Origin of the sequence: Saccharomonospora sp. CUA-673 (genome assembly GCF_001942305.1) — a bacterium.
In the GTDB taxonomy this organism is placed as follows: domain Bacteria; phylum Actinomycetota; class Actinomycetes; order Mycobacteriales; family Pseudonocardiaceae; genus Prauserella.
The window spans coordinates 36471-63314 of record NZ_MKKE01000009.1 but is presented as its reverse complement, the minus strand read 5'-3'; the positions used below and the strand labels follow the sequence as shown (position 1 = coordinate 63314).

Genomic DNA, 26844 nt, shown 5'->3' with positions numbered 1-26844 from the left:
GACGCCGGCTCTCACTCGAGGGTCAGTGCCGTGCAACGGACCCCGCCGCCGCCCTTGGCCAGCTCCGTGGTCGGCAGTTCGACGACCCGCAGCCCGCGACCGCGAAGCGTCGCCGCCAACCGTGGTGCCCCCTCGGTCATGGTGACGGTGTCCCCGTCGCTGATGAGGTTGAGCGCGAACCGCTCGGCCTCGTCGACGGAGACCTCGATGAGCTCGAGGCCGAGGTTCCGGATGCGCCGCCTGCTCGGCCGGTCCAGCGCCTCGGGGCACCAGGCCAGCGTGTGCGGGTTGCCGATGACGGCGACGGCGAGGTCGAGGTCGTACCAGCGGCGGTCGACCGTGCGCAGCGGCACGACGTCGTAACCGAGCCGCTCGCCCAGGAACTCGTGCATCCGCGGGTCCGTGCGCCAGCCGTACCCGGCGAGCAGGATCTCGCCGCACGGCAACGCGTCGCCCTGACCGCTGAACGCGTACGGCGCGTCGAGCACCTCGATCCCACGGCCCTCGAGCCACCGGCGGTAGTGCGCCATCTCGTCCGCCCGCGGCGCGGGCGGACGCCCGAGGACGGCCCGGCCGCGGCGCACGAGTGCCGCGTTGGCGGTGAACACCATGTCGGGGCAGCCGGGGTCCGACGGCATCCGCTCCACCGTGCGCCCCGCCCTGCGATGGGCCTCGACGATCGTGTCGTGCTCGGCGACCGCCGCGACGGCGTCCGGTTGGATGCCCGTGTCCATGTACGGGTTGATCTCGTAGTCGATCCGGAAGTGCTCGGCGTCCGAGACCATCAGATGCGTGTTCACCCGTGTCCTCCGCTCCCACGTCGATTCAGCAGTTGCTCGATCAGGTCGTCGACCAGGTCGGTCGCCGTGCTCCCCGGCCAGGGCAGGCCCGCGTCGGCGTACCAGTCGGGCGGTGCCTCGGGGTGCGGGCCGACCACCCCGACCCGTCCCGCCCCGAAATCCGTGACCAGTGCCGCGATCTGCCGATTGGGATAGCGGGCGAGGATCGTGACACCGGCCGCACCGTCACCGGAGGCACCGTCGGCGCCCGTGCCGTCGGCGTGCGGTCCGGACAGCTGGAACACGGGACCGTCCTGGAAGAACACGGCACGGGTGCGATGTCCCCAGTGCACGTCGACGATCGTGTCCCCTGAGGTCGTCACGGTCGCCCCTGGCGTGGCGATGTACTGGTCGGTGTCGCCCGGCAGCAACCCGAAACCCGGGGTGGCCCCGGCGAGATAGCCCCCGAGGCAGAAACCGAGGTAGTTCCCGCCCGCCGCCACGTAGGACCGGATCCGGGCGCGGTGCCGCGCCATCACGCGGTAGCCGTGGCGCAGTGTTCCGCCGCCGGGCTGGGCGTACACCGTGGCCGCGGTCAGCACATCCGTGCGCAGGGTCAGCCCTTCGCGCGGCCCCACGTAGCGGACGTCGAACCCGCGGCGGTTGCGGGCCAACACCTCGGCGACCGCTTCGGCGCACCCCACCGGCCGGCTCGCGGGACCGCGATACACGAGCGCCAGCGGTCGGGAGGACATCACGTCTCCCCGACCGGAAGCGGATCGCTCTGCGCCGGGATGCCGATCCACCGGCTGTGCCGCGTGAGCCGCTCCCCCTTCATCACCAGCGACAGCGGCCCGAGCGCCGCCCCGTCCTCGACGGTGGCGTCGTAGAGCACGACGGAGCGTTCGCCGACGCTCGCCCCCGCGCCGATCCGCACGTGCACCAGGTCGAACTCGGTGAGGTAGGTCGTGCCCAGCCATGCACCCCAGCCGATGCGCGCGCCCAGCAGCCGCAGCGCGGGCGGCAACCAGGGAGTGCCGGCCAGCACGCCGAGCAGCGCCGGGACCGCGGCCGCCTCGTACAGTCCGGTGACGAGTTCGGTGCGCCGCACGAACCGGCTCCACAGGGGCTCGCGCCGAGGCCGGTACCGGCCCACGACGGCCCATTTGGCCAGCACGACCGTCAGGTACACGGCCAGGGACCCGCCGGCGAACACCAGCGGCGCGGCCAGCGCCGTGACCGGCGCGGTGGTGGCGCTCGCGACCTCGGACAGGGTCAACAGCACCAGATACAGCGACACCGCGAGGATCGAGGCGGGCGCGGTGACCCGCACGAACTCGATCGCCAGCCGTTCGGCGACCCGGCGCCGCGGAGGGTGGAACGTCTCCCGTTCGGGGTAGTCGCCGCTGTCCTGGCGGCGGGGCAGGTGCATCGCCGGGGCGCCCAGCCACGACGTTCCGTCGGGCACGCCCGCAGGGGGCGGGACCGTGAGCACGCCGACGAGCGAGCCGGAACCGGTTCGGGTGCCCGCCGGGACGTACGCCGCGTTGCCGACGAACGAGCGCCGCCCGATCTCGGTCGGGGTGAAGTTCAGGTAGCCCCGGTGGAAGGTGGCCGCGCCGACCGAGGCCATGTCGGCCACGAAGCTCCCGTCCCGCAGAACGAGCAGCTCGGGGTCGATGTGCGCAATGGTGGACACCTCCGCCCCACGGCCGATCCGGGCACCGAGGAACCGCAGCCACGGCACCGTGTACAGCGTCGAGTACAGCGAGTTGGTCAACGTCAGACTCAGCTCGAGCAGGGTGTCGGCCATCCATTTCCGAATCCCCAGCGACGAGCGCGCCGGGTGGGTTCCCAACGGGATCCGGGGCAGCACGAGCGGACGCAGCACGCCCACCGCCGCGCACACGGTCACCACGAACACCGGTCCGGACAGAGCTGCGGCGACCAGACCGGCACCCACCCCACCGAGCAGCAGCATGGTCCAGACCAGAACGACCGCAGGGGTGACCATCGCGATCATCGTCAGCTCGAGGGCGGCCAGACCGGCCACGCTGCGCGCGAGGTCCCACCGACTCCAGCCGGGCACCGCGGGCAGCTCCTGGATCTCCGCGACCACCGGGTCGGGCCCGTCGAGCGGTCGTGCGGGCGAACCACCCCACCAGCGTCCCTCCGGCACGTGCTGGTTGCGGGTCAGCACCGTGTGTTCGGCGACGCCGCCCCGGCGGCGCACCCGCGTGCCGGGTTCGAGCACCGCCGACGCCCCGACGAACGCGCCCTCGCCCACGACGACCGGGGCGACGACGACCCATTCGTGTTCGACGATCCAGGGGCGCAGGCCCGCGTCGTACCCGACCGTGGCGTCGTCGGCGATCGACACCAGCGCGGGCGCCGACACCATGCCGCTGCCCAGATGGGTGCGGCGGCCGATCCGGGCGCCGAGCAGCCTCAGGTACGGCCCCATCAGGGCGGACCCCGCGAGAACCCGCAGCGGTGCGACCGTCAGCACCACGTCCAACGCCCACAGCCGCAGATACGTCCAGCCCCACAACCGGTACCGGCCCGGCCGCAGACCCACCGACAACAACCGCACCAGCACCGGCGGCAGCACCCAGCGCATCGTGAAGTACGACGTGAGCCCGGCCAAGGCGAGCGGGCCGAGCGCGGCCGACACGGCGACCGCGCCACCGAACGAGGCGTAGACCAGCGCCACGGGCAGCGCCCCGAGCGCGACGAGCAGCAGCAGGAACGCCGCCTGCGCGAGTCCGGTGGGGATCCGGAGCAGCGGCGCGGCGCGGCGCCAACGGCGCGACCCGCGGCGCATGGGGCCGGGGCCGGCCGCCACCGCGGCGACCGTCGCACCCCGCGCGCGGGGCGTGCTCAGGTGGTGCGCGAGCGCGTGGATCGTCGGGTGCGCGTAGAGATCGCGCACCGCGGGCCCGTCGCCGATGCCGCGTTCGCGCAGCACCGACACGGTGCGCGCCGCCAGCAACGAGTGGCCGCCGAGGTCGGTGAAGAAGTCCGCGTCGGTCGACAGCTGGTCGGTCGGAACCCCCAGCACGTCGGACCACACCGCGGCGACCCGTCGTTCGAACTCGGTGCCGGGCGCGACGATCGTGGAACCGCCGCTCCGCAGGCGCGCGCCGCGCGGTGGCGGCAGACGCGGGCGGTCGATCTTGCCGCTCGGCATCGTCGGCAGCTCGGCCAGCACGTCCAACGACGCCGGGACCATGTAGTCGGGCACCCGGTTCTGCAGCGCGCGGCGCAGCCGGGCCACCAGCTCGGGCGACGCGGCACGGGCCGCGGGCTTGGTACTGCCGTTGGTGCCGGGGTCGACCCGACCGTCGGCGCTTCCGTTGGCGCCGGGGTCGACCTTGCCGTCGGTGTCGGCGACCCGGCCGCGGCGGAGCGTCACGTAGGCCGCGAGTTCCGGAGTTCCCGCGCCGGTCCCGGTCAGGGTCACGGCGCTGCCGCCACCTCCGGGTCCTCGAGCAGCAGGCTCTCGATCTCGCCGAGGTCGACGCGGTGTCCGCGCACCTTCACCTCGCGTCCGCCCGCCCGAGATACTCGATCTCGCCGTCGGAGGTCATCCGGCCCAGGTCCCCGGTGCGGTACAGCCGGCCGCCCGCCGGAGCCAGCTCGTGGGACACGAACCGGTCCGCCGTCTGTTCCGGCATCCCCACGTAGCCGCGGGCCACGCCGGGACCTCCGATACAGATCTCTCCGATGTCGCCGCGTGGAACCTCGCGCAGGTTCTCGTCGAGCAACGCCACCGTGTAGGTCGGCAGCGGCCGGCCGACCGTGACCGTCCGGCCGGGCAGCAACTCGCTCCACAGGGCCGTGACGGTGGTCTCGGTGGGGCCGTAGGTGTTGAGCATGCGCCGGTGCGGCGTGCTCCACCGTTCGACGAGCTCGGCGGGACAGGCCTCGCCGCCCACCAGCACGGTCCGCACGGTCGGCAGTTCCCGGTCGATCGTGGCCAGGAGCGTCGGCACGCAATACAGCACCGTCACCGCCGACTCGTCGAGGAAGTCCGCCAGCTCGTCGCCGAACCGGCCCGAATCGGTGGGGCCGACGACGAGGGTCGCGCCGACGGCCCAGGTCGGCCAAATCTCCTCGATGGAGAAGTCGAACGACAACGTCATGCCCTGGTACACCCGGTCGGTGGGGCGCACGTCGTAGATCGCGGGCACCACGGCGACGAAGTTGCAGATGCTCGACTGCGCGATCTCGACGCCCTTCGGCCGTCCCGTGGAGCCGGACGTGTACATCACGTAGGCCGCCGGGTCGCCCACCTCGCCGGGGCTGTCGGCACCGGAGCTGTCTGCTCCGGAGTTGTCCGGTCGCGTGCCGGGCCGGTCCTCGATCCCCTGATCCGCGCCGTCGATCGCCACCACCGGCCGCCGGGGCAGCACGACCGTGCCTGCCAGCGCCGCGGAGGTGATCAGCGCTGCGAGGTCGGCGTCGTCGGCGATGTAGGCCACCCGGTCCGGCGGCGCCGCCGGATCGATCGGCACGAACGCCGCGCCCGCCTTCAGCACACCGAGCACGCAGGCGTACGCGTCGACGCAGCGATCGAGCCACACGCCGACCCGGCTCCCCGCCACGACGCCGCGCTCCCGCAGGTGGTGCGCGATGCGGTTGGCCCTGGCATCGAGCTGCCGGTACGTCACCCGGACCGGCCCGTCCTCGACGGCCACCCGGTCCGGAGACCGGTCCACCGTGGCCTCGAAGAACCGGTGCAGCCGCGGCAATACCGTGCCCGCCGTTCCGGCCGACGCGGTTCCTGCCGGCCCTACCGGCCGGAACGGAACAGTCGGGGCGGCGGAACCGTTCCGAGCCGGAAGTACCGCCCCGTTCGAACACACTCTGCTGCCGACGGCAGCATCCGACGTTGCCTCAGACACGAATGGTAACCCCTTTTCTCACGCCCACGGGAAATCGACGAAACGGCACGGCAGAATCGATCAAAACCGTTCCGAATCCGATCATCGACCCGATGGGGACTCCTTCACAGGGTTCGCTTCGCAGCCCCCGTGCCACGCGTTACCGGTGACTGAACGACTTGTTTCCAGGCGGAAAGAAGCAACGAACAAGGTTGGGACCACGGGGCGGAGTCACCGCAAGACATGCACCGAACCACCCGCATGTTCGGTTAAAACCGCCGTACCCACGAGTTTCCACGTACAGTGACGGTGCGATCACCAGAACCGGGAAGAACGGCATGTGGACATCGTCGTCACAGGTGGCCGTGGTCGGTGATTTTCGTCGGGGTACACAGAGTATTCAAACACGTGCTTGAAAAGCAGATCCGACTGCCGGACACGCCACCCGGGTCCGACCCCACGGCCGGGGCAATCGCCGCGCCCCGGGTGGCCGCCACGGGGCGAATCCGCGCCACGGACGAGGCCCCGGGCAGCATCGCGAATCCCCCATCGAGGGGACCGCAACCACCGGAGACCGCCGACAGGACGAGTGTCCACACGCGACCCTGATCTCCGGAAAGTGCGCTATGGAACGAAAAAGCCCCGATGTCCGAAATGGTCGGACATCGGGGCCTACTGCGGTAGAGACTCAGTGGGCGAAGTGGCGCGTCCCGGTGAGGTAGAGGGTCACGCCCGCGGCCTCGGCGGCGGCGACGACCTCGGCGTCCCGCACCGAACCACCGGGCTGGACGACCGCGCGCACCCCCGCGTCGAGGAGCACCTGCAGGCCGTCGGGGAACGGGAAGAACGCATCCGACGCGGCGACCGAACCCTGTGCCCGCTCGGCAGCGCGCTGCACGGCCAACCGCGACGAGTCGACCCGGTTGACCTGGCCCATGCCGACCCCGACGGTAGCGCGGTCGTGCGCCAGCAGGATCGCGTTCGACTTCACGGCGCGGATCGACCGCCACGCGAACCGCAGGTCGGCGAGGGTCTGCTCGTCGGCGGCCTCGCCCGTGGCGAGCGTCCAGTCGGCGGGATCGTCGCCCTCGGCGTCGATCCGGTCCACGCTCTGCATCAGCATGCCGCCCGAGATGGGCCGCAGTTCGACGTCGGAGGTGACCGGTTCGGGCAGGGTCAGCAGGCGCACGTTCTTCTTGCGGGTCAGCACCTCGAGGGCGTCGTCGTCGAACGCCGGCGCCAACACGACCTCGGTGAACACGTCGGCGATCTGCTCGGCCATCGCCAACGACACCGGACGGTTGGCCGCGATCACCCCACCGAACGCCGACACCGGATCGCATGCGTGCGCCTTGCGGTGCGCCTCGGCGATGTCGTCGCCGAGGGCGATGCCGCACGGGTTGGCGTGCTTGATGATCGCGACCGCGGGCTCGTCGAAGTCGGCGGCGGCCCGGCGCGCGGCGTCGGTGTCGACATAGTTGTTGTACGACATGGCCTTGCCGTGCAGCTGCTCGGCGTGCGCGATACCGCCCGCGCCGGGAGTCCGGTACATCGCGGCCGTCTGGTGCGGGTTCTCGCCGTACCGCAGCACGTCACCGCGTTCCCACGTGGCGCCGGCGAAATCGGCGAAGCCCGACTCGTCGGCCGGGGCGTACGAACCGGCGAACCATGCCGCCACGGCCGTGTCGTACGACGCGGTGTGGGCGTACGCCCGCGCGGCGAGCCGGGTGCGCTCGGCGAACGTGAACCCGCCCGACCGCACGCGCTCGAGCACCCACTCGTAGTTCGACGGGTCGACGACCACCCCGACGCTGCCGTGGTTCTTCGCGGCGGCGCGCACCATCGCGGGACCGCCGATGTCGATGTTCTCGACGCAGTCTCGGGGCTCGCCCCCGACGCCACGGTCTTCTCGAACGGGTACAGGTTCACCACGAGCAGATCGAACGGCGCGATGTCGAGCGAGGCGAGCTGGGCCTCGTGCTCGGCCCTGCCACGGTCGGCCAGCAGCCCCGCGTGCACGCGCGGGTGCAACGTCTTGACCCGGCCGTCGAACGACTCCGGGAACCCGGTGACCTCCTCGACCTTCGTCACCGGCACACCCGCGTCCGCGAGGACCTTCGCGGTGCCGCCGGTGGACACGATCTCCACCCCGGCGGCGTGCAGCCCGGTGCCGAGTTCGAGCAGCCCGGCCTTGTCCGACACCCCGATCAGCGCCCGCCGAATCGGGCGCTGCCCGGCCCCAGGAGTCCGCTCGCTCACGACAACCTCACCTTTCGTCCGTCCAACGTGCACCCCGCACGCGCCAGGTTCGCGATCACATCCACGAGCAGCCGGCGTTCGGCCACCTTGATCCGCTCGTGGAGGCTCGACTCGTCGTCATCCGGGTCCACGACCACCGGCTCCTGCGCGATGATCGGCCCGGTGTCCACACCGGTGTCGACGAAATGCACCGTCGACCCGGTGACCTTGACCCCGGCCTCCAGCGCGTCCGCGACCGCGTGCATTCCGGGGAACGCGGGCAACAACGCGGGATGCGTGTTGATCACCCGGTTCCCGAAGGCCTCGAGGAACGCAGGCCCCAGCAGCTTCATGAAACCCGCCGATACGACGAGATCGGGTTCGTGGGCGGCGACGGCGTCCCGCAACGCGCCGTCCCACGCAGCGCGGTCGGCGTGGTCGGTGGTGCGCACCGTGAAATGGGGAACGCCGGCGGCCTCGGCGCGCTTCAGCGCCGCGATGCCCGCGCGATCGGTGCCCACGGCCACGACGGTGGCAGGGAAGTCCGGCGCGGCAGCAGCATCGAGGACCGCCTGCAACAGGGTTCCGGAGCCCGAGGCGAGAACGACGAGTTTCGCCGGCGTCGGCAACTCCAACCTGGTACCCAGAACGCTCTCCTAGCCGAGTGGTGCACACGGTTGCGCACATCGCATGACCTGGTGCCCCACACCCTAACGCCGGCGCGCGCCGCCACCCGCCGAGGACTCAGTGACGGTCCGCACGTTCGCCCTGGTCCCGGTCGTCATCAGCGGATTCCCCCGCGTCGTGGGGTTCGTCATGGGCTTCGCGCCGGCCTCGTCGTGGGCCGAGTCACCGCCCCGCTCGCCGTCGAGCTCGTCGTCGGCGTCGTCGTCGTCGAGGTCGGCCTCGTCGTGCTCGTCGGCGTCGAGTTCGTCGTCCGGCTCGTCGGCCTCGTCTAGTTCGGCCTCTTCTGCTTCGCTGTTCTCGTTCTCCTCGTCCGACTCGTCTTCGTCGTCTTCTTCGGCTTCTTCGCCTTCGAGGCTGTCTTCGGCTTCTTCTTCGTCGAGGTCCATTTCGTCGTCGACATCGGACTCGGCCTCGTCGCCTTCCGCGCCGTCGGCCTCGTCCGGGTCGTCTTCGTCGGCCTCGTCCGGGTCGACCTCGCTGTCCTCGTCGGCCTCGTCGGCCTCGGGCTCGGCTGGCTCCTCGGTGGCGGGCGCGGGTTGGGGGCGGGCGCGGCGAACCAGGCGACGAGCGCGCCCGGCACGGCGATCCACAGGAACGCGGCGATCGAGACGAAGCCGAGCGGGATGCCGACCGGGTCGAACGGGCCCGAGGCCAGCCGTCCGCCGGCGAGGAAACCGGCCACCACCGCGGCGAAACCGACCGTCGCGCCGGCGACGCCGACGATGCGCAGCCGGGTCCGCGGGTCGTCGTGGCACGTCCGCAGGGTCCAGCCGACGAGCGCACCGACCGCCGCGGGCAACACGAGCAGCACCGGCCACCACGGCGCGTGCTCGGCGGGCAGCGCGCCGAGCAGCGGGAACGGCGGAACGCCGCCGCCGGTGAACGTGAACGGACCCACGCCGACGGCGCCCAGCTCGACGCCGGGACCGGTCACGAAGCCGAGCCCCAGCACCACCGCGTTCGGCACGTACACCAGCGACAACAGCAGGAGTCCGACGCCGCTGCCCACACCGGGGGCGACCTCGTCGAACAGCGTGCCGATCGTCGGCACCGACAACCCGGTCGCCAGGGTCACGACCAATCCGCCCGCGGCCAGCAGGCCGGCGATGCCGAGCGCGCCCGCGCGCAGGCCCCGGATGGCGATCGGGTCGAGGTAGCGCGCGATCTCGGTGGTCAGACCGCAGGGTTTCGCCAGCCCGACCGTCGCGGCCAGCGTCGCCACGAGCGCGGGCACGAACACGGCCGACAGCGGGTCGACCGTGATGTGCTCGTCGGCCGTCACCAGCGCGAGGACGCCGCCGGCCAGGGCGTGGGCGCCCGCGATGACGCCGATCAGCACCGGCACCCGATCCCACGTCGTGAGCCCGAGACGCTGCGCCCCGCTCCGCGCGGTGCGGGCGACACCGACGACCACCGCGATCGTCGGCACGAGAGGAAGCACGCCGAGCGGCTGTCCCCCGATGTCCAGCGGAACCTGGTACGCCGCGAGCCACAGCGGTCCGGCCGTCGCGAACACCGTGGCCGTGGCGAAATGCGAGGTCGTCGCGATCGCGAGGACCGCCGTGAGCAGCGCCGCCGTGACGAGGAATCCGGTGAGCAGCGGCGCCAACGCGGCCGTCGACAACGCCCGTACCCAGGTGGAACGGGACGGCGACGGGGACGAACCAGGCACCGACTCGCCGTCCGCGGACGCGGAACGGCCGGAGGAGTCGAGCAGGCTCATGCCCTCGACCATCGCAAACGGTGTCGCACCCCAGCAGGCGCCACGCCGCGCGCCACCCTCTGACGAGAATCACGTTCGCCCGACCGGGTTCCCTCACACCGGCCGAACAACCGGCCCTACAACGCACGCGGCGTCCACAGCCGGTGTTCGGCCGTGGACGCCGCGTGCGCGCTGTCTATCTGTGGTAGTCGGACCGGCGCCGCTGGTGCCGGCGGACGGTCACGCTCCCTGCTGCGGCCCCTGGCCCGGCTCGCCCAGCTGGCCCTGCTGGCCACCCTGCTGGCCCTGCGCCTGCTGACCCTGGGTCTGGCTCGGGTCCTGCTGCGGCTGGAAGAACTGGCCCTGCTGCGGTGCGTACGCCGTCGGCTGCGCGTGTGGGTTCACCGGCTGCGGCGGCTGGCCCTGCTGCGCGAACCCACCCGACTGCGGCCCGGAGTGCTGGCCCGGGTAGCCGCCCGGGCCCGGCTGGCCGTACGGGCCGGGCTGCGCGGGCTGTGCCGGCTTCGGCTGCGGCGGCTTGATGATGTTCTCGTCGAACAGGAACGCCGCCACCGCCGCGAGCATCTGGATGATGCCGACGATCAGCACGATGATCGCGCCGGCGCCGAGGTCGTAGTCGACGGAGAACGTGAAGAACAGGAACGGGAACGTCACGGCGATCGCGATGAGCGCGGGCCACGCCCCGGGCTTGTGCTTGTCGCCCGGAACGATCGTCAACGCGGCGACGAGACCGCTGAGGAAGTACAGGGCGGGCGCCCAGCCCGCACTGCCCGCATAGAACGAGATCCCCGCATTTCCACCGGGCGCGACGTAGACGTTCATGAAACCCAGGAAGAGGATGACCAGACCCAGCCCGGCCGTCGCCAGGAAGAGGATCTGCGGCAGGCCGAGCTTCAGCCCACCGCCGCCGGCCGGAGCCACGGGCTGCCCCGGGAATGATTGCTGCGGCTGGTGAGGCTGCTGCGCCTGCTGCTGCGGCTGCTGCGGTCCCTGGCCGGGGAATCCGCCCGTACCGGGGCCACCGCTCGGGAAGCTCATCCGTGTTCTCCTGTCGTGGTTCTCGCTCGCAGACACGGCGGGTCCTGGTCGCCCTGCCGTGCACACCCGGGGTTTCGGGTCGCCTCCGGCCGTCGATCGTCGGCCGGCCGACGACCACAGCACGGACGTTAGCGCACCGCCGGGAACCCCCGCCGGTTAGACGGACGATTCGCCCGCCGGGTTCCGCCACCTCTGCACCGGTACGGACACACAGCCACCGTCCCACGCATGCCAAGGGCCGGACACCGCGTGCGGTGCCCGGCCCCTGTGCTGCTGAGAGAACTCGCTCTACAGAGCCTTGTACAGCTCCCTGGCCAGGTCGGCGGTCTCGGTCGGCGTCTTGCCGACCTTCACGCCCGCGGCCTCGAGGGCCTCCTTCTTGGCCTGCGCCGTGCCCGCGGAACCGGAGACGATCGCGCCGGCGTGGCCCATCGTCTTGCCCTCCGGGGCGGTGAAGCCCGCGACGTAGCCGACGACCGGCTTCGTCACGTTCTCGGAGATGAAGTCGGCGGCCCGCTCCTCGGCGTCGCCGCCGATCTCACCGATCATCACGATGACGTCGGTCTCCGGGTCGGCCTGGAACGCCTCGAGGGCGTCGATGTGCGTGGTGCCGATGATCGGGTCACCGCCGATGCCGACGCACGTCGAGAAGCCGATGTCACGCAGCTCGTACATCATCTGGTACGTCAGCGTGCCCGACTTCGACACGAGGCCGATGCGACCGGCGCCGGTGATGTTCGCCGGGATGATGCCCGCGTTGGACTGCGCCGGCGAGATGATGCCCGGGCAGTTCGGGCCGATGATCCGGGTCTTGTTGCCCTTGGCCTTGGCGTGCGCCCAGAAGTACGCGGCGTCGTGCACCGGGATGCCCTCGGTGATGACGACCGCGAGCGGGATCTCGGCGTCGATGGCTTCGATGACCGCGTCCTTGGCGAACTTCGGCGGAACGAAGATCACGCTGACGTCGGCACCGGTCTCGGCCATCGCCTCGGACACCGAACCGAAGACGGTGAGGTCCTTCTCGGCGATGGTCACGGTCTGCCCGGCCTTGCGGGCGTTGACACCGCCGACGATGTTCGTGCCGGAGGCGATCATCTTGGTCGCGTGCTTGGTGCCCTCGGACCCGGTGATGCCCTGAACGATGACCTTGCTGCTGGAATCGAGGAAGATCGACATGTCTCTTACGCTCCTGCCGCCAGCTCGGCGGCCTTGTCCGCCGCGTTGTCCATGGTGTCCACCTGGGTGACCAGCGGGTGGTTCGCGGCGTCCAGGATGCGGCGGCCTTCCTCGACGTTGTTGCCGTCCAGGCGCACAACGAGGGGCTTGGTCGCGTCGTCACCCAGGATCTTCAGCGCCTCGACGATGCCGTTCGCGACGGCGTCGCAGGCGGTGATGCCACCGAAGACGTTGACGAACACGCTCTTGACGTCCGGGTCACCGAGGATGACGTCCAGACCGGCGGCCATGACCTCGGCCGAGGCGCCGCCACCGATGTCGAGGAAGTTCGCCGGCTTCACGCCACCGTGGTTCTCGCCCGCGTAGGCCACGACGTCCAGAGTGGACATCACGAGACCGGCACCGTTACCGATGATGCCGACCTGGCCGTCGAGCTTGACGTAGTTGAGGTCCTTCGCCTTGGCCTTGGCCTCCAGCGGGTCCTCGGCGTCCTTGTCGACGAGGCCCTCGTGGTTCGGGTGCCGGAAACCGGCGTTCTCGTCGAGGGTCACCTTGCCGTCGAGAGCGACGATCTTGTCCTGCGGGTCGCGCACCAGCGGGTTGATCTCGACCAGCGTGGCGTCCTCGGCCACGAAGGTCTCCCACAGCTTGACGACGACGTCCGCGGCCTCGTCCTTGACGGCCTCGGGGAAGTTGCCCTGGGTGAGGATGTCGAGGGCCTTGGCCTTGTCGATGCCCTCGATGGGGTCGACGGCCACGCGGGCCAGCGCCTCCGGGCGCTCGACGGCCAGCTGCTCGATCTCCACGCCGCCTTCGGCGGAGGCCATCGCGAGGAAGGTGCGGTTCGCGCGGTCGAGCAGGAACGAGAAGTAGTACTCCTCGGCGATGTCCGACGCCTCGGTCACCAGCACGCGCCGCGTGATGTGACCCTTGATGTCCAGGCCGAGGATGGCCTCGGCCTTCTCCTTGGCCTCGGCAGGGTTCTCGGCCAGCTTGACGCCGCCCGCCTTGCCACGGCCGCCGATCTTCACCTGCGACTTGACGACGACCTGGCCGCCGATCTGCTCAGCCGCGGCCTGTGCTTCCTCCGGGGTACTCGCCACGCGCCGGGAAGCACCGGCACGCCGTGAGCGGCGAAGAGATCCTTCGCCTGATATTCGTAGAGGTCCACTACTTCTGTCTCCTGACGACACACGCCACTGTGGTTTGCAAAGACTTCTTGTCACAAACCGTGCTGCCGGACGGGGACGACCCTATCGAGCCGGCCTCGGCGCGACGCGCCCGCCTCTGGTGAACTCGGTCACCAAAAACGCTCTGAGCTGGGACTGTGGCGCAGATCGCCCTCGCCTTGAAGCATTCAGCCGGACGCCACACAGGAGTTACCGAACAGTAGCCGCCGGGGGCGGCAGAGCCCGGCCGGAATGCGATTTTTCCTTTTCGCCAGAACCCGGCGTCGAACCCGGGTCGGAACTCGGTGCGAATCAGCGCCGCGCGGGCCCGCCGAGCGCCGCGACCATCCCGGTCACGACCACGGCGACGAGGGCGGCGAAACCGAACCAGAACCCCATGCCGGCGGTGGCCGCGTCGAGCTCGCCGCGCATCAACGGCAACGCCGCGGCCCGCAGCGCCACCACCACGCCCACCCCGGCGAGCAGACCCACCGCCGCGGCCGGCCTGCTCCGCGGAACCAGCGCCAGCGCGCCGAGGACGACCAGCACCGCCGCGAGCAGCCCCCACGACGGTGTGCCCAGCCGCGACCACAACCCGGCCGCGGTGTAGCCGGACGCCGTCAGGACCGGGAAGGCGAACGCCGCTACGGCCAGCAGTCCCGTCCCGGCCAGCGAGGCGAGCAGGACCGGCGACGGGCGGGTGGCGGCGCCCTGGGCGCCCTCGGTGTCGGTGGTGGAGGTGGTGGAGGTGGCGCCGGTGTCGGTGTCCAGTTCGGCGTCGCGCTGCACGGCGCCCGTGATCACCGAGCACACCGCGGTCACGGCGGCCAGCAGCATGGCGCTCCAGGTCCAGACGACGCCGGGCCCGGGCGAGGCGATGCCGCCAGCGGAACCGGTGGCCGTCACGGCCGTGTCGAGCACCGCCGTGCCCGCCACGAGCACCGACACCCACGCCACCGACAGCGTCGGCCGGACACCGACCGCGACCCGCGTCCCGACCGCGGGCGCCGCGGCGATCACCAGGCCGAGGACGCCGACGAGCACGCCCGCGGCCAGCAAGGTCCACCGGGCAGGACTCTCGGGAGGCGCGAGGTCGGCCTCGACGGCCAGCTGCGGCATCAGCGCGCCGACGACCGCCAGTACGCCGGTCACGACGGCGAGCGCGCCGGTGGTCACCGACATTCCCGTGCCGCCCGGCAGCCGCACGGCCGCACCGGCGGAGTCGGATGCGGCGCCTCGGGTGCGGGCGGGCAGCGCGGCGGCCGCCACGAGACCCAGCAGTCCCGCCAGCGCCACGAACGGTCCGACGTCGACGCCGACCACGTCGGCGGCCAGACCCGAGACGACCGCGGGCACGGCGACGGCCGCCCCGCCCGCGGCGAGGCCGTACAGCGTGCCGGCGGCGCCGGAGCGGTCGTTCGTCGACACGGCGACCGCGGCGGCCAACGGCAGCGCGGCCGCGAGCAGCAGGTAGCCGGCCATCGCGACCACCGGCCCCTCGAACGCGTTCTGCGCCAGGAGATAGACGTCGTCGGACACCATCGGCTGCATCAACAGGCCGATCGCGGCGACGACGGCCACGAGCACCACGGCGGTCAGCCGGTTCGTCGACCCGTCGTCGGGCACGCCCCGGCCGTCGTTCTCGTCGGGGGTGTCGCCCGCGGGACCGGAGATGTCGCCTGCCGAGGCGGACGCACCGAAGACGGGCTCGGCCACCGCCGCACCCTCGCGGGCGCGGACGGCGAGCAGACCGGCGACAGCGGCGACGACGTGCCCGGCGACGAGCAGCCACAGTCCGATCGCTGGCTCATGGGCCTGCAGATCCGTGGGCACGTACAGCTCGGGACGCAGAGCCCGCGACGGGTCGGCGGCGAACTGCAGGTCCAGCACCGCCCTGCCCGGCGCGAGCGCGGCCGCGCCGACGAGCACACCCACGGCGACGCCGGGGCGTCCGCGTGCGGCGAACGCGCCCGCCAGCGCCACCGGCAGCGCGGCCAGCACGGCCGTCATGGGCACGGCGAGCGCGGCCGACAGCCCGCGTTCGGCGCCGTCGACGACCGGCAGCACCGCACCCAGCACCCCGAGCACGGCCGCCGCGGCCGCAGCGACCAGCGCGGCAGTCAGCAGGGACCGCCCGCCGTTCGACCGAAGATCGTTCACGCCTAGATCCGCCCCTGCAGCATCGACTCACCTCGGGCCCTGTGCGGCTCCGCTGTCCAGGGATTCCACGCCGCACACACCCCGCCTACGGCGGACGTGGGCGCACGCGGACTCCCGCCAGCACGGTAACGACACAGAGCGGTGCCATCGCAGGCGGCACACGTCCCCGCCGGGGATCCGGACACGACGAACGAACGGGCCACAACCCGACGTTCAAACCTCCGGTTGCGCTTGTGTAACCCAACTCACACCAACGGCGCAGTCGGTTCGGAATGGGCCTCTACCTTGCGTGATCGCACGCCGGCAGACCGCGCGAAGACTCCCCGTACGGCCGAAAGACGCGCGTCATCCTTGCCCCTCGCGGCGCCCCTTCGTTACTGTCCCGCAGTCCCCATTACGGTCAGATCACGGACCAACGTGGCCGGTCACCTCCCCCCGAGGTGCGCGTGCCACACGGGCGATCACCCCCGAGATCGCCCACCGGTTCCCCCGCCCGGAGTTCGCGACCTGGCTCCCCCGAGTAACGGAAGGCCCCCCGCCTTGGCTCGACACCGCTCTCCCGGCGGCCAAGCACCCTCGCCTGCGCTCGAGAACGCGCTGGACGGGGTCGACGATTCGACCGTGCGTACGCGTGGCGCCCATCGGCTGCCCGCGCCGTCCTCCGCGCTGCGCGGACGGGTCATGGTCGCGGCCGTCGCCGCAGGTGCTTTCGCCGCCGCCGCAGCAGGTCAGACCCTTCAAACCACAACCTCCAACGAAGCCCAGTCCGGCGCGGTGGACACCAACACCGATGTGACGCCGCTGGCGAACTCCCATGACGCGACTGCGGCCATGGGAATGGGCGGAGACACCCCCGTGAGCGCTCCGCAGCTGCTCCAGGTGCGCGAATCCGCCGAAACCTCGGCCGCGAGCGCGTCCGCCGAGGCCGAGCAGATCACCCAGAACGCGGAGCGCACCAACGCCCGGCTCGCCGCCGAGGCCGAGGAGCGCAGGCAGGCCGCGATCGAGGCCGCCCGCCCGAAGGTGGTCTCCCCGGCCGAGGGCAGCTTCACCTCCGGCTACGCGCCCGCTGGGGCACCACCCACTACGGCATCGACATCGCCAACAGCATCGGCACGCCGATCCTGTCCGCGACCGACGGCACGGTCATCGAGGCCGGCCCCGCCAGCGGTTTCGGCCAGTGGGTCAAGGTGCAGCGCGACGACGGCATCGTGACCGTCTACGGCCACGTCGCCGGCTTCAACGTCTCCGAGGGCCAGCAGGTCAAGGCCGGTGACCAGATCGCCATCATGGGCAACGAGGGCCAGTCGACCGGTCCGCACCTCCACTTCGAGGTCTGGACCTCCGACAACGGCGAGAAGCTCGACCCGCTGCCCTGGCTCGCCGAGCACGGCGTGACCGTCGGCTGACCTCGGCTCGACGCTCCCCGGCTCGACAACCGAACAAGCACTCGTGAGAACGGCGCCACCGTCCCGGTCGGCGCCGTTCTCGCTGTCGTCACCCCGGACACCACAGTCCTGAACATCGCCACCCTGAACATCGCCACCCCGGACACCGTCGTCCAGGACGCCGGCACTCAGGACACCTCTGCCGTCTGCCTGCACGAACCCACCTTGATCTCGAACCTGTGTTCGACACCAAGGCTAGCGTGGCGCCCCGACAGAAATCAGTCGCCGACGGCGAGCTTCACTCGAACAGACGATCGAGTGAAGCTCCGGCGTCGCGAACCCGGAACGTTCAGAGCTTCTGCATCGGCACGCTGCCGATGAGCATCAACCGCACGGTGCCGGCCGCGCCGAAATCGATCGTGGCGGTCGCCCGCGGGCCCGTGCCGTCGGTCGACACGACCGTGCCGAGGCCGTACTTGTCGTGGTTGACCCGGTCGCCCACGTCGAGCTTGAGCGCGACCGTGTCCTTCCAGTCGTTCCGCACGCCCTTGAAACCGGTGGTGCGCATGCCGCCCGAGGCGAGCCTCGCCTGCGCCGAGTCCGCGCCGAACCCGGACCGGCCGCCCCACGTCGTCGCGGCACGCGGCGAACCGCCACCGTCCGAGGTCGGAGCCTCCCTGCGCCAGTCGATCAGCTCGGCCGGGATCTCGTCGAGGAACCGCGAGGCCGGGTTGGCCGCGGGCTGACCCCACTGGGTGCGCATCAGGGCGCGCGAGAGGTACAGCCGCTCGCGCGCGCGGGTGATCGCGACGTAGGCGAGCCGGCGTTCCTCGGCCAGTTCCTTCGGCTCGCCCAGTGCGCGCAGGTGCGGGAACACGCCGTCCTCCCAGCCCGTCCCGAACACCACGGGATACTCGAGGCCCTTCGCCGTGTGCACGGTCATCAGCGTGACCACACCGCCGTCGTCGGCCTCGTCGTCGTCCTCCTCGTCACCACCGTCGGACTCGGGGATCGAATCGGCGTCGGCGACCAGCGAGACGCGCTCGAGGAACGCCGGCAGCGAGCCCGGTTCCGGCACGCCCGCGTCGTCCACGGCGTCGGTCTCGCCGTCGTCGGGCGGGGCGAGTGCGGCCGCCTCGGCGGCCGACTCGGTGAACTCCCTGGCCACGGTGACGAGCTCGTCGAGGTTCTCGAGCCGCGAGGCGTCCTGCGGGTCGTCGGAGGAGTCCAGCTCGGCGCGGTACCCGGTGCGGTCGAGCACGGCCTCGAGGACGTCGGCGACCTCGGCACCGGAGTCGACCAGCTCGTACAGGCCGTCGAGCAGCTCCACGAACGCCGTGATCGCCTTGCGCGAACGCGGGTTGAGCATCGGCACCTTGTCGGCGACGGCGTCGCGCAGCGCGGAGGCGAACGAGATGCGCTCCCGCTCGGCGTGCGTGGCCACGCACGCCTCGGCCCGGTCGCCGATGCCGCGCTTGGGCACGTTCAGGATCCGCCGCAGGTGACCGTGTCCTCCGGATTGGCCAACACGCGCAGGTAGGCGAGGGCGTCGCGCACCTCGCGGCGCTCGTAGAACCGCACGCCGCCGACCACGCGGTACGGCAGGCCGAGCCGGATGAAGATCTCCTCGAACACACGCGACTGGTTGTTGGTGCGGTAGAAGACCGCCACGTCGGAGTAGGCCACCGTGCCCTGGTCGACGAGCTCGTCGATCTCGCCCGCGACGAACGCGGCCTCGTCGTGCTCGTTGTCGGCGACGTAGCCGACGATCCGCTCGCCGTCGCCCTCGGACGTCCACAGCCGCTTGTCCCTGCGGTTCGGGTTGCGCGCGATGACCGCGTTGGCCGCCGACAGGATCGTCTGGGTCGACCGGTAGTTCTGCTCGAGCAGGATCGTGCGCGCGTTCGGGAAGTCGCGTTCGAACTCCTCGATGTTGCGGATCGTGGCGCCGCGGAACGCGTAGATCGACTGGTCGGCGTCACCGACGACGCACAGCTCCGCAGGCTGCACGCCCGACTCGGTCGGCTCGGTACCCACGAGCTCGCGCACCAACGTGTACTGCGCGTGGTTGGTGTCCTGGTACTCGTCGACCAGCACGTGCCGGAACCGGCGCCTGTAGTACTCGGCGACGTCGGGGAAGGCCTGCAACAGCTCGACCGTGCGCATGATCAGGTCGTCGAAGTCCATCGCGTTGGCCTGCGCCAACCGGCGCTGGTACTCGACGTAGACCTCCGCGGCGCGGCGCTCGAAGTCGTTGGTGGCGTGCGAACCGGCCGACTCGGAGTCGATCAGCTCGTTCTTGAGGTTCGAGATGTGCGCCGCGAGCGCCCGCGGCTGGTACCGCTTCGCATCGAGGTCCAGATCGCGCGCCACCAGCGTCAGCAGCCGCCGGGCGTCGTCGCGTCGTAGATCGAGAAGTTCGACGACATCTCGAGCGTCTTCGCCTCGCGTCGCAGCACCCGCACGCACATCGAGTGGAACGTCGACACCCACATCGCGCCGGAACGCCGCCCGACCAGCTCGGAGACGCGCTCGCGCATCTCGGCGGCGGCCTTGTTGGTGAACGTGATGGCCATGATCTGGCCGGGCTGGGCCCCGCGCGCGGCCAACAGGTAGGCGATCCGCCGGGTGAGCACCCGCGTCTTGCCCGACCCCGCGCCCGCGACGACGAGCAGCGGCGCGCCGGCGTGCTCGACGGCGTCACGCTGCGCCGGGTTGAGGTCGCCGGTCAGCTCGGCGTACTTGCCCTGGTCCGGAGGAAGATCGAAGAGGGTGCTCATTGTGACTTCACGCTACCGCGCTCCCCCGACAACCCCGGAATGTGCCATACTCGCGACGTGTTCAGCGTGACGTGCCGATTTTCTACGGGAACCGGACTCCGGCTCCCGTGATCGCGTGCTGACTCGCCATCACCTTGAAGCCCCGGAGTCCTCGGACCCGGGGCTTTCGTCGGCTTCGGGCCGGAGACCGGGATCGGACCGACCCGAGGAGGAAGTCTCATGACCGCCCAGACCCACGGTGAATCCCCCGCCGAACCCACCGGCGACACCCCCGTGTCCGAGAGCTCGATCGACGACCTGCGCACCGAGATCGACTGGCTCGACGCCGAGATCCTGCGCCTGGTCAAGCGCCGCGCCGAGGTGTCGAGGACGATCGGCGCCGCGCGGATGGCCGCCGGCGGGACGCGCATCGTCTACAACCGCGAGATGGACGTACTCGCCCGCTACCGCGAACTCGGCCCCGAGGGACGTCAGCTCGCGCTCGCACTGCTGAGCCTGGGCCGCGGCCGACTCGGCCACTGAGCCCGGCGCGGCCCGCGCACCCAGCCTGTCACCGAACGCGTCGCCGGGCCGCCACCTACCGAGCGTGTCACCAGGGCGTTCTACCCGCAGCGGCACCGGCCGCTTCCGGTGACCGGGGCTTCACCCCTTTCGGGCACACTGGACACATGGGAACGATCATCAATCTGATCGCGCTGCTGATCTCGCTCGCCAGCGTGCTCGCGGCCCTCGGTCACACCGGTTACCTCGCGTTGCTCAACAGTGCGGCCAACAAGCGCGCGGGCGGTGGTCCGATCGCCGACTACGTCCGTTCCCGCTGGCCCATCGCGGGTGGCACGACCGTCGCCTCGCTCGTCGCCCTGCTGATGACCGCGGGCCCGATGGCCATGGACGTCATCGCCATCCTGCTCGCCGCGGGCAGCGGCGCGGTGGCGACGAAGGCCCTGCAGTCGACGCGGGCGAAGTACCGTTCCGGCGGTTGACCTCGGTGAACACGCAGCGCGGCCGGGTGCGCCCAGTGGAGTGATATCCGCGCACTAACGGCTTGAGGACGAGCCGAAAGCCGCGGAAGCTCCTACCCTTGGCCGGGTGAACATCCCGAGGGGCATCGTCTGCGCTGCAATTTGCAGCGCACGTGCAAACTGCCGTGCAGCTGCGCGTGCCCTTGTCGTGTTCACCGACGCCCCCGCACTCGCGGGATTCCGGCCTCTCCGGCAGCACGTTGTCCGGCAGCACGGCGCCGAGGGGCCTGCTCCATTCGGGCGGAACAGGACGTATCTGTCGTCAGCCGGCGCGGGAGGAGGGGTCTCCACCGCATGAGCGCCAGCACGCCCGACAGGTTCGACTACTTCGCACCACCGCGACAGCCCTCCGGCCGGCATGCCCGGCAGGACCCTGCCGCGGCGACGCGGCCGACCCGGTCGACCAGGTCCGGCGGCCGACACCGGCGTTCCGGCGCCGCCGCGGACCCGGCCGCAGGTTCCGTCTCCGGCTCGTTGTCCGGCTCGATCCTCGCCTCGCAGTGGTCCCAGGCCTCCGCCTGGGGACCCGTCCCGTCGACACCCGGACCGCCGGCTCCTGCACCCTCGACGGCCGAGACGACGACCCCGGTCTCGGTCGTCCCCGCGGCGCAGTTGCAGCCGTCCGCCACGCAGCCGTCCGTTCCCACGCAGGCAGGCGCGGCGCGGGGGCGCTCCACTTCTCGACAACCCGCCACCCAACAGCCGGTCCGCCGGCAGCGCATCTCCCTGGCCACCCCCGGCCAGGACGGCGGTCCGGACCGGCACCGGGCGTCGGCCACCGCGGCGGGGCTGCCCGCCAGCACGGCCGCGATGCCGGACGACCTGCCCGAGCAGCTGGCCGCCGCGGACGAACCCGACGAGAACCATCCCGACCACGCGCTCGGCGCGGGCGTGGTGGCCGTGTCGGGCGCGACGGGCTCGGCGGGCTGCAGCTGGGCACGGTCCCGGCGTCGGTCACGCCGCCGCGTACCTGGCGCAAGGCCGCGTGGTTCGCGAGCCTGTCGTCGGGTGCGGTGGTCGTCGCGCTGCTGGTCGCGGGCACCTTCCTGGTCAGCCCCGACGGACCGTCGACCAACACCGCCGAGGGCTGGCCCGATCAGAACGGCGCGATCGCGCCGCTCATCCCGGACGAGACGAGCGACCGCCGCGGCGGGCCGGCGCGAACACCTCCGAGGACACCTCGTCGGACCGGTCGAGTTCCTCCGCCGACGGCTCCTCCAGCGCCACCACGGGCGAGGGCACCTCGTCGAGCCTCACCGAGGCACTGCGCGGTCCGGGGTCGACGGCCGGTGCGCCGACGACCGGCGCCGGCTCGCCCGTCGAGTCGACCCCCGGTTCGTCGGGGCCACCCGGGCCGTCCGGTCCGTCGAGCCCGTCGAGCCCGTCGAGCTCGAGCCCGACCAAGCCGCCGTCGACGCCCGCACCCACGCAGACCGCGGACCCGGTGGTCTTCTCGAACTCGTACGACCCGGAGGTCATGGCCCAGCGCTCGCAGGCGTTCTTCGACCAGGTCACCGAGGATCCGCAGGCCGCGTACGAGCTCACCAGCGGGCAGCTGCGCGAACAGGGCCCCGACGGGCTCGAACGCGCCTACTCCGACGTCGCGTACTTCGAGGTCACGCACATCTACATCGACCAGAACGAGGGCGTCACCGACAACACCCTTCGCGTGACCTACCCCGACGGGCGCACCGAGCAGCAGACCCGGCAGCTGACGTTCGACAGCGCCGAAAAGATCTCCGCCGACGGGCGCTGATCGGCGGACAGTTTCCCACCCTGCCGCGAGGTTTCCCGCACATTCCGTTGCACGTGCATTCGGCGAGCGGTCGCAAATTGCTCTTTCCGAGTGATCACCTCGACCGCTCGTCGTACGTCCGCGACCCCCCACCGACACGCACTGGTGATCGGGATTCGCAGCCGGTTACCTGGTCCTCGGGGTCCGCACCCACGTGAACCACGAGCCGGAGCAGACAGGGCCACACAGTGCACCAGCGCCGCCACGGAAGTGACGAATGCGTCGCCGTCGAGGACCACGTCGACGGCGACACGGGCGAGGGCAAGAGCGTCGACACCGACACCAACGGTGTCACCGGCGCAGAGTCCCGGGACGTCGCCGACCAGGACCGCCTGGTCGGCGAGTTCGAGCGCGACCTGGCCGACGACACACGCCTGCACGAGGCCCTGACCGCCCCCGGTCGCTACCTGCCGCCACCGAGCGTGCAGGCGCGCCCCGACCCCCGGAGCGACAGCCCCAGCCCGGAACACCCGTTCGCCCGTCGCGCCAAGCTCGCCGCGCTCGTTCTGGCGACCGCGATGGTGATCGCATCGATCGTGGTGGCAGCCTTCGTCACCGGCGAGAGTGACGCAGGGGCCGAATCACTACGCTCCGCCCCCACGACATCGCCGGTATCATTCTTCACGGTGAAACAACCTTTCTGACGGCTGATGCGTCTTTCCCTGCGGACGCGACATACCGTGTGCGAGAGTGCCGCCGTCGTGTGCGCAGCGTGAGCGGCCTAACCTGTCCTGGACGGTGGTGACTGCCGCGCGGCAGCACACGACCGCACCAGCCAGCTCGTCGGATCGGTGTGCCGACGCTCCACCACCGGAGACACCAGCCCCGAAGGAGGTCGCGTGCGCGACGAGGGTCGCCTGATCGCGGGCCGCTACCGTGTCGTGAGCCGGATCGGTTCCGGTGCCATGGGCGCCGTGTGGATGGCACAGGACGAGCTGCTGCACCGCACGGTCGCCATCAAGCAGCTGCTGCTGCAGACCGGGCTCGAGGACCACGAGATCGACGACGCGCGCGCCCGCACGATGCGCGAGGCGCGGATCGCCGCTCGACTCCACCACCCCAACGCCATCAGCGTGTTCGACGTCGTCACCGACGACAGCGGGCAGCCGTGCCTGGTCATGGAGTACCTCGAGTCGACCAGCCTCGCCCAGGAACTCCAGGGCGGGCGGACGCTCGACCCGATCGACGTGGCGAAGATCGGCTCGCAGGTCGCGGCCGCGTTGAAGGCCGCCCACGCCGTCGGCATCGTCCACCGCGACATCAAGCCGGGCAACATCCTGCTCGCGCCGAACGGCATGGTGAAACTGACCGACTTCGGCATCTCGCGCGCCAAGGACGACGTGACGGTCACCAAGACCGGCATGATCGCCGGCACGCCCGCCTACCTGGCCCCCGAGGTCGCCATCGGCGGCGATCCCGGCCCCGAGTCGGACGTGTTCTCCCTCGGTTCGACGCTGTACGCGGCGACGGAGGGACAGCCCCCGTTCGGTCTGTCCGAGAACACGCTGAGCCTGCTGCACGCGGTCGCCGCGGGACAGATCAACCCGCCGCGCCAGTCCGGTCCGCTGACCAGCGTGCTCGCCGTGATGCTGCACCCGGACACCCAGCACCGGCCCACCGCCGAGGAGTGCGAGGAACTGCTCGCCGCCGTGCGCGCGGGGAGACGCCGCTGGGCGGTCCCGCCGAGGAGGACGGCGACCGGACGTCGGTGCTCGGCGCGGCCGGCGCGGGCGCGCTCGCCGGTGGCCTCGCAGGCGGGGCGGCCGGGGCCGCGCTCGGCGCGAACGGCGAGGAAACACCCGACGCGCACTCCGGCACGCTCGGCGGTGACCAGGGCGGCTACTACGACGACGGCTACGACAACTACGGATCCGACGGTTACGGCTCCGAGGGTTACGGCGACTACGACGACCCGTACGCCGCCACGGCCGCTTACCCCAGCCACGACTACGACGCCCCGTACGAGGACGGCTACGAGGCCGGGTACGGCTACCCCGAGGACGACTACGACCAGCCCACGCGGGTCGCGGCCGCCGGGGGCGCCGGTTACGGCGCGTACCCGGACGACCCGTACGACGATCCCTACGACGGCGAGGGCACCCGGATCGCCCCCGCCGCGGCCGCCGCAGGTGGTGCGGCCGGTGCCGACGAGGACGAGAAGCCCAAGTGGAAGGTGCCCGCCCTGGTCGGCGGCGCCGTCGTGGTGGGCCTGGCCGCGTTCGCCGTGTGGATCTTCAGCGGACCGAGCGGCGGCGACGGCCCCGAGCCCGCGGGCAACCAGGTGCCGCCGGCGACGACGTCCGAGTCGACCACCAGCGAGGCCCCCTCGACGAGCTCGCCCGAGCCGACGACCGAGGAGTCGACGTACGTCGAGGTGCCCGAGCCGACCTACGAGCCGGAACCGACCTACGAGCCCGAGCCGCAGCCGGAACCGACGAGCGAGCCCGAACCGACGACGGAGCCCTCGCCCGAGCCGCCCCCGACCACGAGCGAGGAGCCGCCGCCCACGTCGAGCGAGCCGACCAGCGAGCCGACGGTCTCCCCGACGCTCGGATCGTCCGCATCCTGATCGTTCGAGGGATCGTGTGAGCTACGCGGAAGGCACCGTCGTCGGCGCGATACAGGCTGGACCAGCCCATCGGGCGCGGACGAGCAGGCATCGTGTGGATGGCGTTCGACACGATGCTGCACCGGACCGTCGCGGCCAAGCGCGTCTACGTCGACCCCGACGCGACCGGCGACGCCGCGGAGGAGGCCAGGGCGACCGCCCTGTACGAGGCGCGGCAGGCGACGCGCGTGCTGCATGCGGCCGCCGTCACGGTGTTCGACGCGGTGCGCCACGAGGACGACGTGTGGGTCGTCATGGAGTACGTGCCGTGCCGCAACATGGCCGACTTCCTCGCCGAGCACGGCGAGCTGACCCCGCAGCAGGGCGCCTACCTGGGCCGGCGACTCGGCGCGGCGTTGGCGACGGCGCACGCCATCGGCATCACGCACCGGTCCGTCGAACCGGGCAACGTGCTGCTGTGCGACGACGGCGGCGTGAAGCTCACCGACATCGGACTGTCCGCACCTGCACCGAATCCGGCGTTCCGGGCGCCGGAGGTGGCGATGGGCACCGAACCGGTGCCGTCGTCGGATGCGTTCGCACTGGGTGCCACGTTGTTCGCGGCCGTCGAGGGGACGCCGCCGTTCGGCACCGACGGCACGGGCGCTCCGGTGGTGCCGCAGCGCAGCGGACCGTTGACCGGAGCGCTGTTGAAGATGCTGCGCGACGACCCCGAGCTGCGGCCGACCATGCAGGACACCGTGCAGGCGTTGAAGGCGGTCACGAAGGGCGAGGAGGTCGGCGTGGTGCCGCCGACCGCGCCGGCGATGCCCGCCGCACCGGCGCTGCCCCAGGTGGTGAACGTGCCGGCCACGCCGGCGGCCACCCCCGCGGCGATGCGCACCACCGGCCCGGCCGGCATCCCCACCCGCTGGCTGCTCATCGGCGCCGCCGCCGTAGCCGCCCTGATCGTCCTCCTGCTGCTGCTCCTCTGAGAGGGCGCTAGGCGGTTTCCTTCAGGACCTTGTCGAGGGCACGGAGGGCCGGGCGGGCGGCGGCGATCGCCTCGACGTGCTCGGGGGTCAGCCGCGTCATCGCCTCGCACACGGTGCCCGACCACACGGTGCGGATCGTGTCGCTCACGTCGAGGCACATCTGGGTGGGCACCAGCCGCGTGATGCGCCGGTCGCTGTCACATCGCTGGCGCGTGACCAGGTCCTTGCGCACGAGCGCGCGCACCGCCGCGCTCGTGTTGCTCTGCAACATCCCGACGCGTCTGCCGAGTTCGGTCACGGTGATGCCCGGTTCGGCGAGCACCTCCTTGACGACGGCCAGTTCGCTGTTCGGCAGCGGCTCGAAACCGGCCACGTTGGGCGCCAGGCGATGCACCGTCCACGCCAGATCACGCAGCACCGTCGCCAGATCGCTGTCGGGTGCCACCTCAGGACGAACCAT

Annotated in this window: 18 protein-coding genes and 5 pseudogenes; 7 read left to right on the top strand and 16 right to left on the bottom strand. The window is 71.6% G+C overall.

Translation table 11 applies throughout. From position 1 onward, the window contains the following. Positions 1-11: 11 nt before the first annotated feature. The 12 genes and pseudogenes from BJF85_RS05440 to BJF85_RS05390 all read right to left on the bottom strand — a co-directional run bounded on the left by BJF85_RS05440 (position 12) and on the right by BJF85_RS05390 (position 15856). Positions 12-800: a dimethylarginine dimethylaminohydrolase family protein gene (locus BJF85_RS05440; protein WP_075846027.1), complete on the bottom strand. Its 789-nt coding sequence runs from the start codon at positions 798-800 to the stop codon at positions 12-14. Continuing rightward, the gene (locus tag BJF85_RS05435; protein ID WP_075846026.1) at positions 797-1534 is read right to left on the bottom strand and encodes a BPL-N domain-containing protein; all 738 of its coding nucleotides are present in this window, start codon (positions 1532-1534) and stop codon (positions 797-799) included. Before BJF85_RS05435 ends, BJF85_RS05440 begins: the two co-directional genes overlap by 4 nt. Further along, a complete protein-coding gene (locus BJF85_RS05430) occupies positions 1534-4242 on the bottom strand; it encodes a Pls/PosA family non-ribosomal peptide synthetase (RefSeq protein WP_075846025.1) in 2709 nt (902 codons plus the stop codon). Before BJF85_RS05430 ends, BJF85_RS05435 begins: the two co-directional genes overlap by 1 nt. A 76-nt stretch (positions 4243-4318) precedes the next feature. Next, positions 4319-5533, bottom strand: a complete 1215-nt coding sequence (locus BJF85_RS05425) for an amino acid adenylation domain-containing protein (protein ID WP_075846024.1) — start codon at positions 5531-5533, stop codon at positions 4319-4321. A gap of 820 nt (positions 5534-6353) precedes the next feature. Continuing rightward, a pseudogene (gene purH / locus BJF85_RS05420) lies at positions 6354-7924 on the bottom strand (bifunctional phosphoribosylaminoimidazolecarboxamide formyltransferase/IMP cyclohydrolase). After that, positions 7921-8538, bottom strand: a complete 618-nt coding sequence (gene purN, locus BJF85_RS05415; protein ID WP_075846023.1) for a phosphoribosylglycinamide formyltransferase — start codon at positions 8536-8538, stop codon at positions 7921-7923. The pseudogene purH and the gene purN overlap by 4 nt, the downstream one beginning before the upstream one ends. A 75-nt stretch (positions 8539-8613) precedes the next feature. Continuing rightward, a complete protein-coding gene (locus tag BJF85_RS27115) occupies positions 8614-8976 on the bottom strand; it encodes a hypothetical protein (RefSeq protein WP_139320480.1) in 363 nt (120 codons plus the stop codon). Then, positions 8859-10313: a DUF6350 family protein gene (locus tag BJF85_RS05410; protein ID WP_139320479.1), complete on the bottom strand. Its 1455-nt coding sequence runs from the start codon at positions 10311-10313 to the stop codon at positions 8859-8861. Before BJF85_RS05410 ends, BJF85_RS27115 begins: the two co-directional genes overlap by 118 nt. 219 nt (positions 10314-10532) lie before the next feature. Then, complete coding sequence (locus tag BJF85_RS05405; protein WP_075846021.1) at positions 10533-11351, bottom strand: DUF5336 domain-containing protein; 819 nt, start codon at positions 11349-11351, stop codon at positions 10533-10535. 288 nt (positions 11352-11639) lie between these two features. After that, complete coding sequence (gene sucD / locus BJF85_RS05400) at positions 11640-12527, bottom strand: succinate--CoA ligase subunit alpha (protein ID WP_075846020.1); 888 nt, start codon at positions 12525-12527, stop codon at positions 11640-11642. 5 nt (positions 12528-12532) lie between these two features. Next, positions 12533-13698, bottom strand: a pseudogene (sucC, locus tag BJF85_RS05395) (ADP-forming succinate--CoA ligase subunit beta). Positions 13699-14008: 310 nt separating this feature from the next. Beyond that, on the bottom strand, positions 14009-15856 hold the full coding sequence (locus BJF85_RS05390) for a hypothetical protein (RefSeq protein ID WP_075846019.1): 1848 nt from the start codon (positions 15854-15856) through the stop codon (positions 14009-14011). 681 nt (positions 15857-16537) lie between these two features. Here BJF85_RS05390 and BJF85_RS05385 point away from each other — a divergent pair. Continuing rightward, positions 16538-17265: pseudogene (locus BJF85_RS05385) on the top strand (M23 family metallopeptidase). Between the two features lie 328 nt (positions 17266-17593). On the opposite strand, the pseudogene pcrA reads toward BJF85_RS05385, so the two are convergent. Beyond that, positions 17594-20024, bottom strand: a pseudogene (gene pcrA / locus BJF85_RS05380) (DNA helicase PcrA). A 219-nt stretch (positions 20025-20243) separates the two neighbouring features. Here pcrA and BJF85_RS05375 point away from each other — a divergent pair. Together BJF85_RS05375 and BJF85_RS05370 are read left to right on the top strand one after the other, a co-directional pair. Continuing rightward, entirely contained in the window at positions 20244-20546 is a 303-nt protein-coding gene (locus BJF85_RS05375) for a chorismate mutase (RefSeq protein WP_075846018.1), read from the top strand. A gap of 146 nt (positions 20547-20692) precedes the next feature. Continuing rightward, the gene (locus tag BJF85_RS05370; protein ID WP_075846017.1) at positions 20693-21007 is read left to right on the top strand and encodes a hypothetical protein; all 315 of its coding nucleotides are present in this window, start codon (positions 20693-20695) and stop codon (positions 21005-21007) included. 362 nt (positions 21008-21369) lie between these two features. Here BJF85_RS05370 and BJF85_RS05365 read toward each other — a convergent pair whose 3' ends face one another. Together BJF85_RS05365 and BJF85_RS05360 are read right to left on the bottom strand one after the other, a co-directional pair. Further along, a complete protein-coding gene (locus tag BJF85_RS05365; protein WP_139320478.1) occupies positions 21370-21675 on the bottom strand; it encodes a hypothetical protein in 306 nt (101 codons plus the stop codon). Positions 21676-22165: 490 nt separating this feature from the next. After that, positions 22166-22525, bottom strand: a complete 360-nt coding sequence (locus BJF85_RS05360) for a hypothetical protein (RefSeq protein ID WP_075846015.1) — start codon at positions 22523-22525, stop codon at positions 22166-22168. On the opposite strand from BJF85_RS05360, the gene BJF85_RS05355 reads away from it, so the two are divergent. The 4 genes and pseudogenes from BJF85_RS05355 (at position 22524) to BJF85_RS05340 (ending at position 26384) form a co-directional block, all read left to right on the top strand. Next, positions 22524-22802 (top strand): hypothetical protein, encoded by a 279-nt coding sequence (locus BJF85_RS05355; RefSeq protein ID WP_139320477.1) that lies wholly within the window; start codon positions 22524-22526, stop codon positions 22800-22802. The genes BJF85_RS05360 and BJF85_RS05355 overlap by 2 nt on opposite strands. A 227-nt stretch (positions 22803-23029) precedes the next feature. Further along, complete coding sequence (locus BJF85_RS05350) at positions 23030-23485, top strand: hypothetical protein (RefSeq protein ID WP_075846013.1); 456 nt, start codon at positions 23030-23032, stop codon at positions 23483-23485. Between the two features lie 195 nt (positions 23486-23680). Continuing rightward, positions 23681-25410 (top strand): annotated as a pseudogene (locus tag BJF85_RS05345) (serine/threonine-protein kinase). Positions 25411-25508: 98 nt separating this feature from the next. Then, positions 25509-26384: a serine/threonine-protein kinase gene (locus BJF85_RS05340; protein WP_255375406.1), complete on the top strand. Its 876-nt coding sequence runs from the start codon at positions 25509-25511 to the stop codon at positions 26382-26384. Positions 26385-26391: 7 nt separating this feature from the next. Here the strand turns inward: BJF85_RS05340 and BJF85_RS05335 are convergent, their stop codons facing one another. Continuing rightward, positions 26392-26844 (bottom strand): MarR family winged helix-turn-helix transcriptional regulator, encoded by a 453-nt coding sequence (locus tag BJF85_RS05335; protein WP_075846011.1) that lies wholly within the window; start codon positions 26842-26844, stop codon positions 26392-26394.

Bases quoted from the DNA above. Each gene is read 5' to 3' on its own strand.
- sucD (WP_075846020.1), bottom strand. From the start codon at position 12,527: ATGTCGATCTTCCTCGATTCCAGCAGCAAGGTCATCGTTCAGGGCATC.
- BJF85_RS05410 (WP_139320479.1), bottom strand. From the start codon at position 10,313: ATGAGCCTGCTCGACTCCTCCGGCCGTTCCGCGTCCGCGGACGGCGAG.
- BJF85_RS05375 (WP_075846018.1), top strand. From the start codon at position 20,244: ATGACCGCCCAGACCCACGGTGAATCCCCCGCCGAACCCACCGGCGAC.
- BJF85_RS05340 (WP_255375406.1), top strand. From the start codon at position 25,509: ATGGCGTTCGACACGATGCTGCACCGGACCGTCGCGGCCAAGCGCGTC.
- BJF85_RS05360 (WP_075846015.1), bottom strand. From the start codon at position 22,525: ATGACCTCCGGGTCGTACGAGTTCGAGAAGACCACCGGGTCCGCGGTC.
- BJF85_RS05435 (WP_075846026.1), bottom strand. From the start codon at position 1,534: ATGTCCTCCCGACCGCTGGCGCTCGTGTATCGCGGTCCCGCGAGCCGG.
- BJF85_RS05370 (WP_075846017.1), top strand. From the start codon at position 20,693: ATGGGAACGATCATCAATCTGATCGCGCTGCTGATCTCGCTCGCCAGC.
- BJF85_RS05405 (WP_075846021.1), bottom strand. From the start codon at position 11,351: ATGAGCTTCCCGAGCGGTGGCCCCGGTACGGGCGGATTCCCCGGCCAG.
- BJF85_RS05355 (WP_139320477.1), top strand. From the start codon at position 22,524: ATGGCCCAGCGCTCGCAGGCGTTCTTCGACCAGGTCACCGAGGATCCG.
- BJF85_RS27115 (WP_139320480.1), bottom strand. From the start codon at position 8,976: ATGGACCTCGACGAAGAAGAAGCCGAAGACAGCCTCGAAGGCGAAGAA.
- BJF85_RS05335 (WP_075846011.1), bottom strand. From the start codon at position 26,844: ATGGTTCGTCCTGAGGTGGCACCCGACAGCGATCTGGCGACGGTGCTG.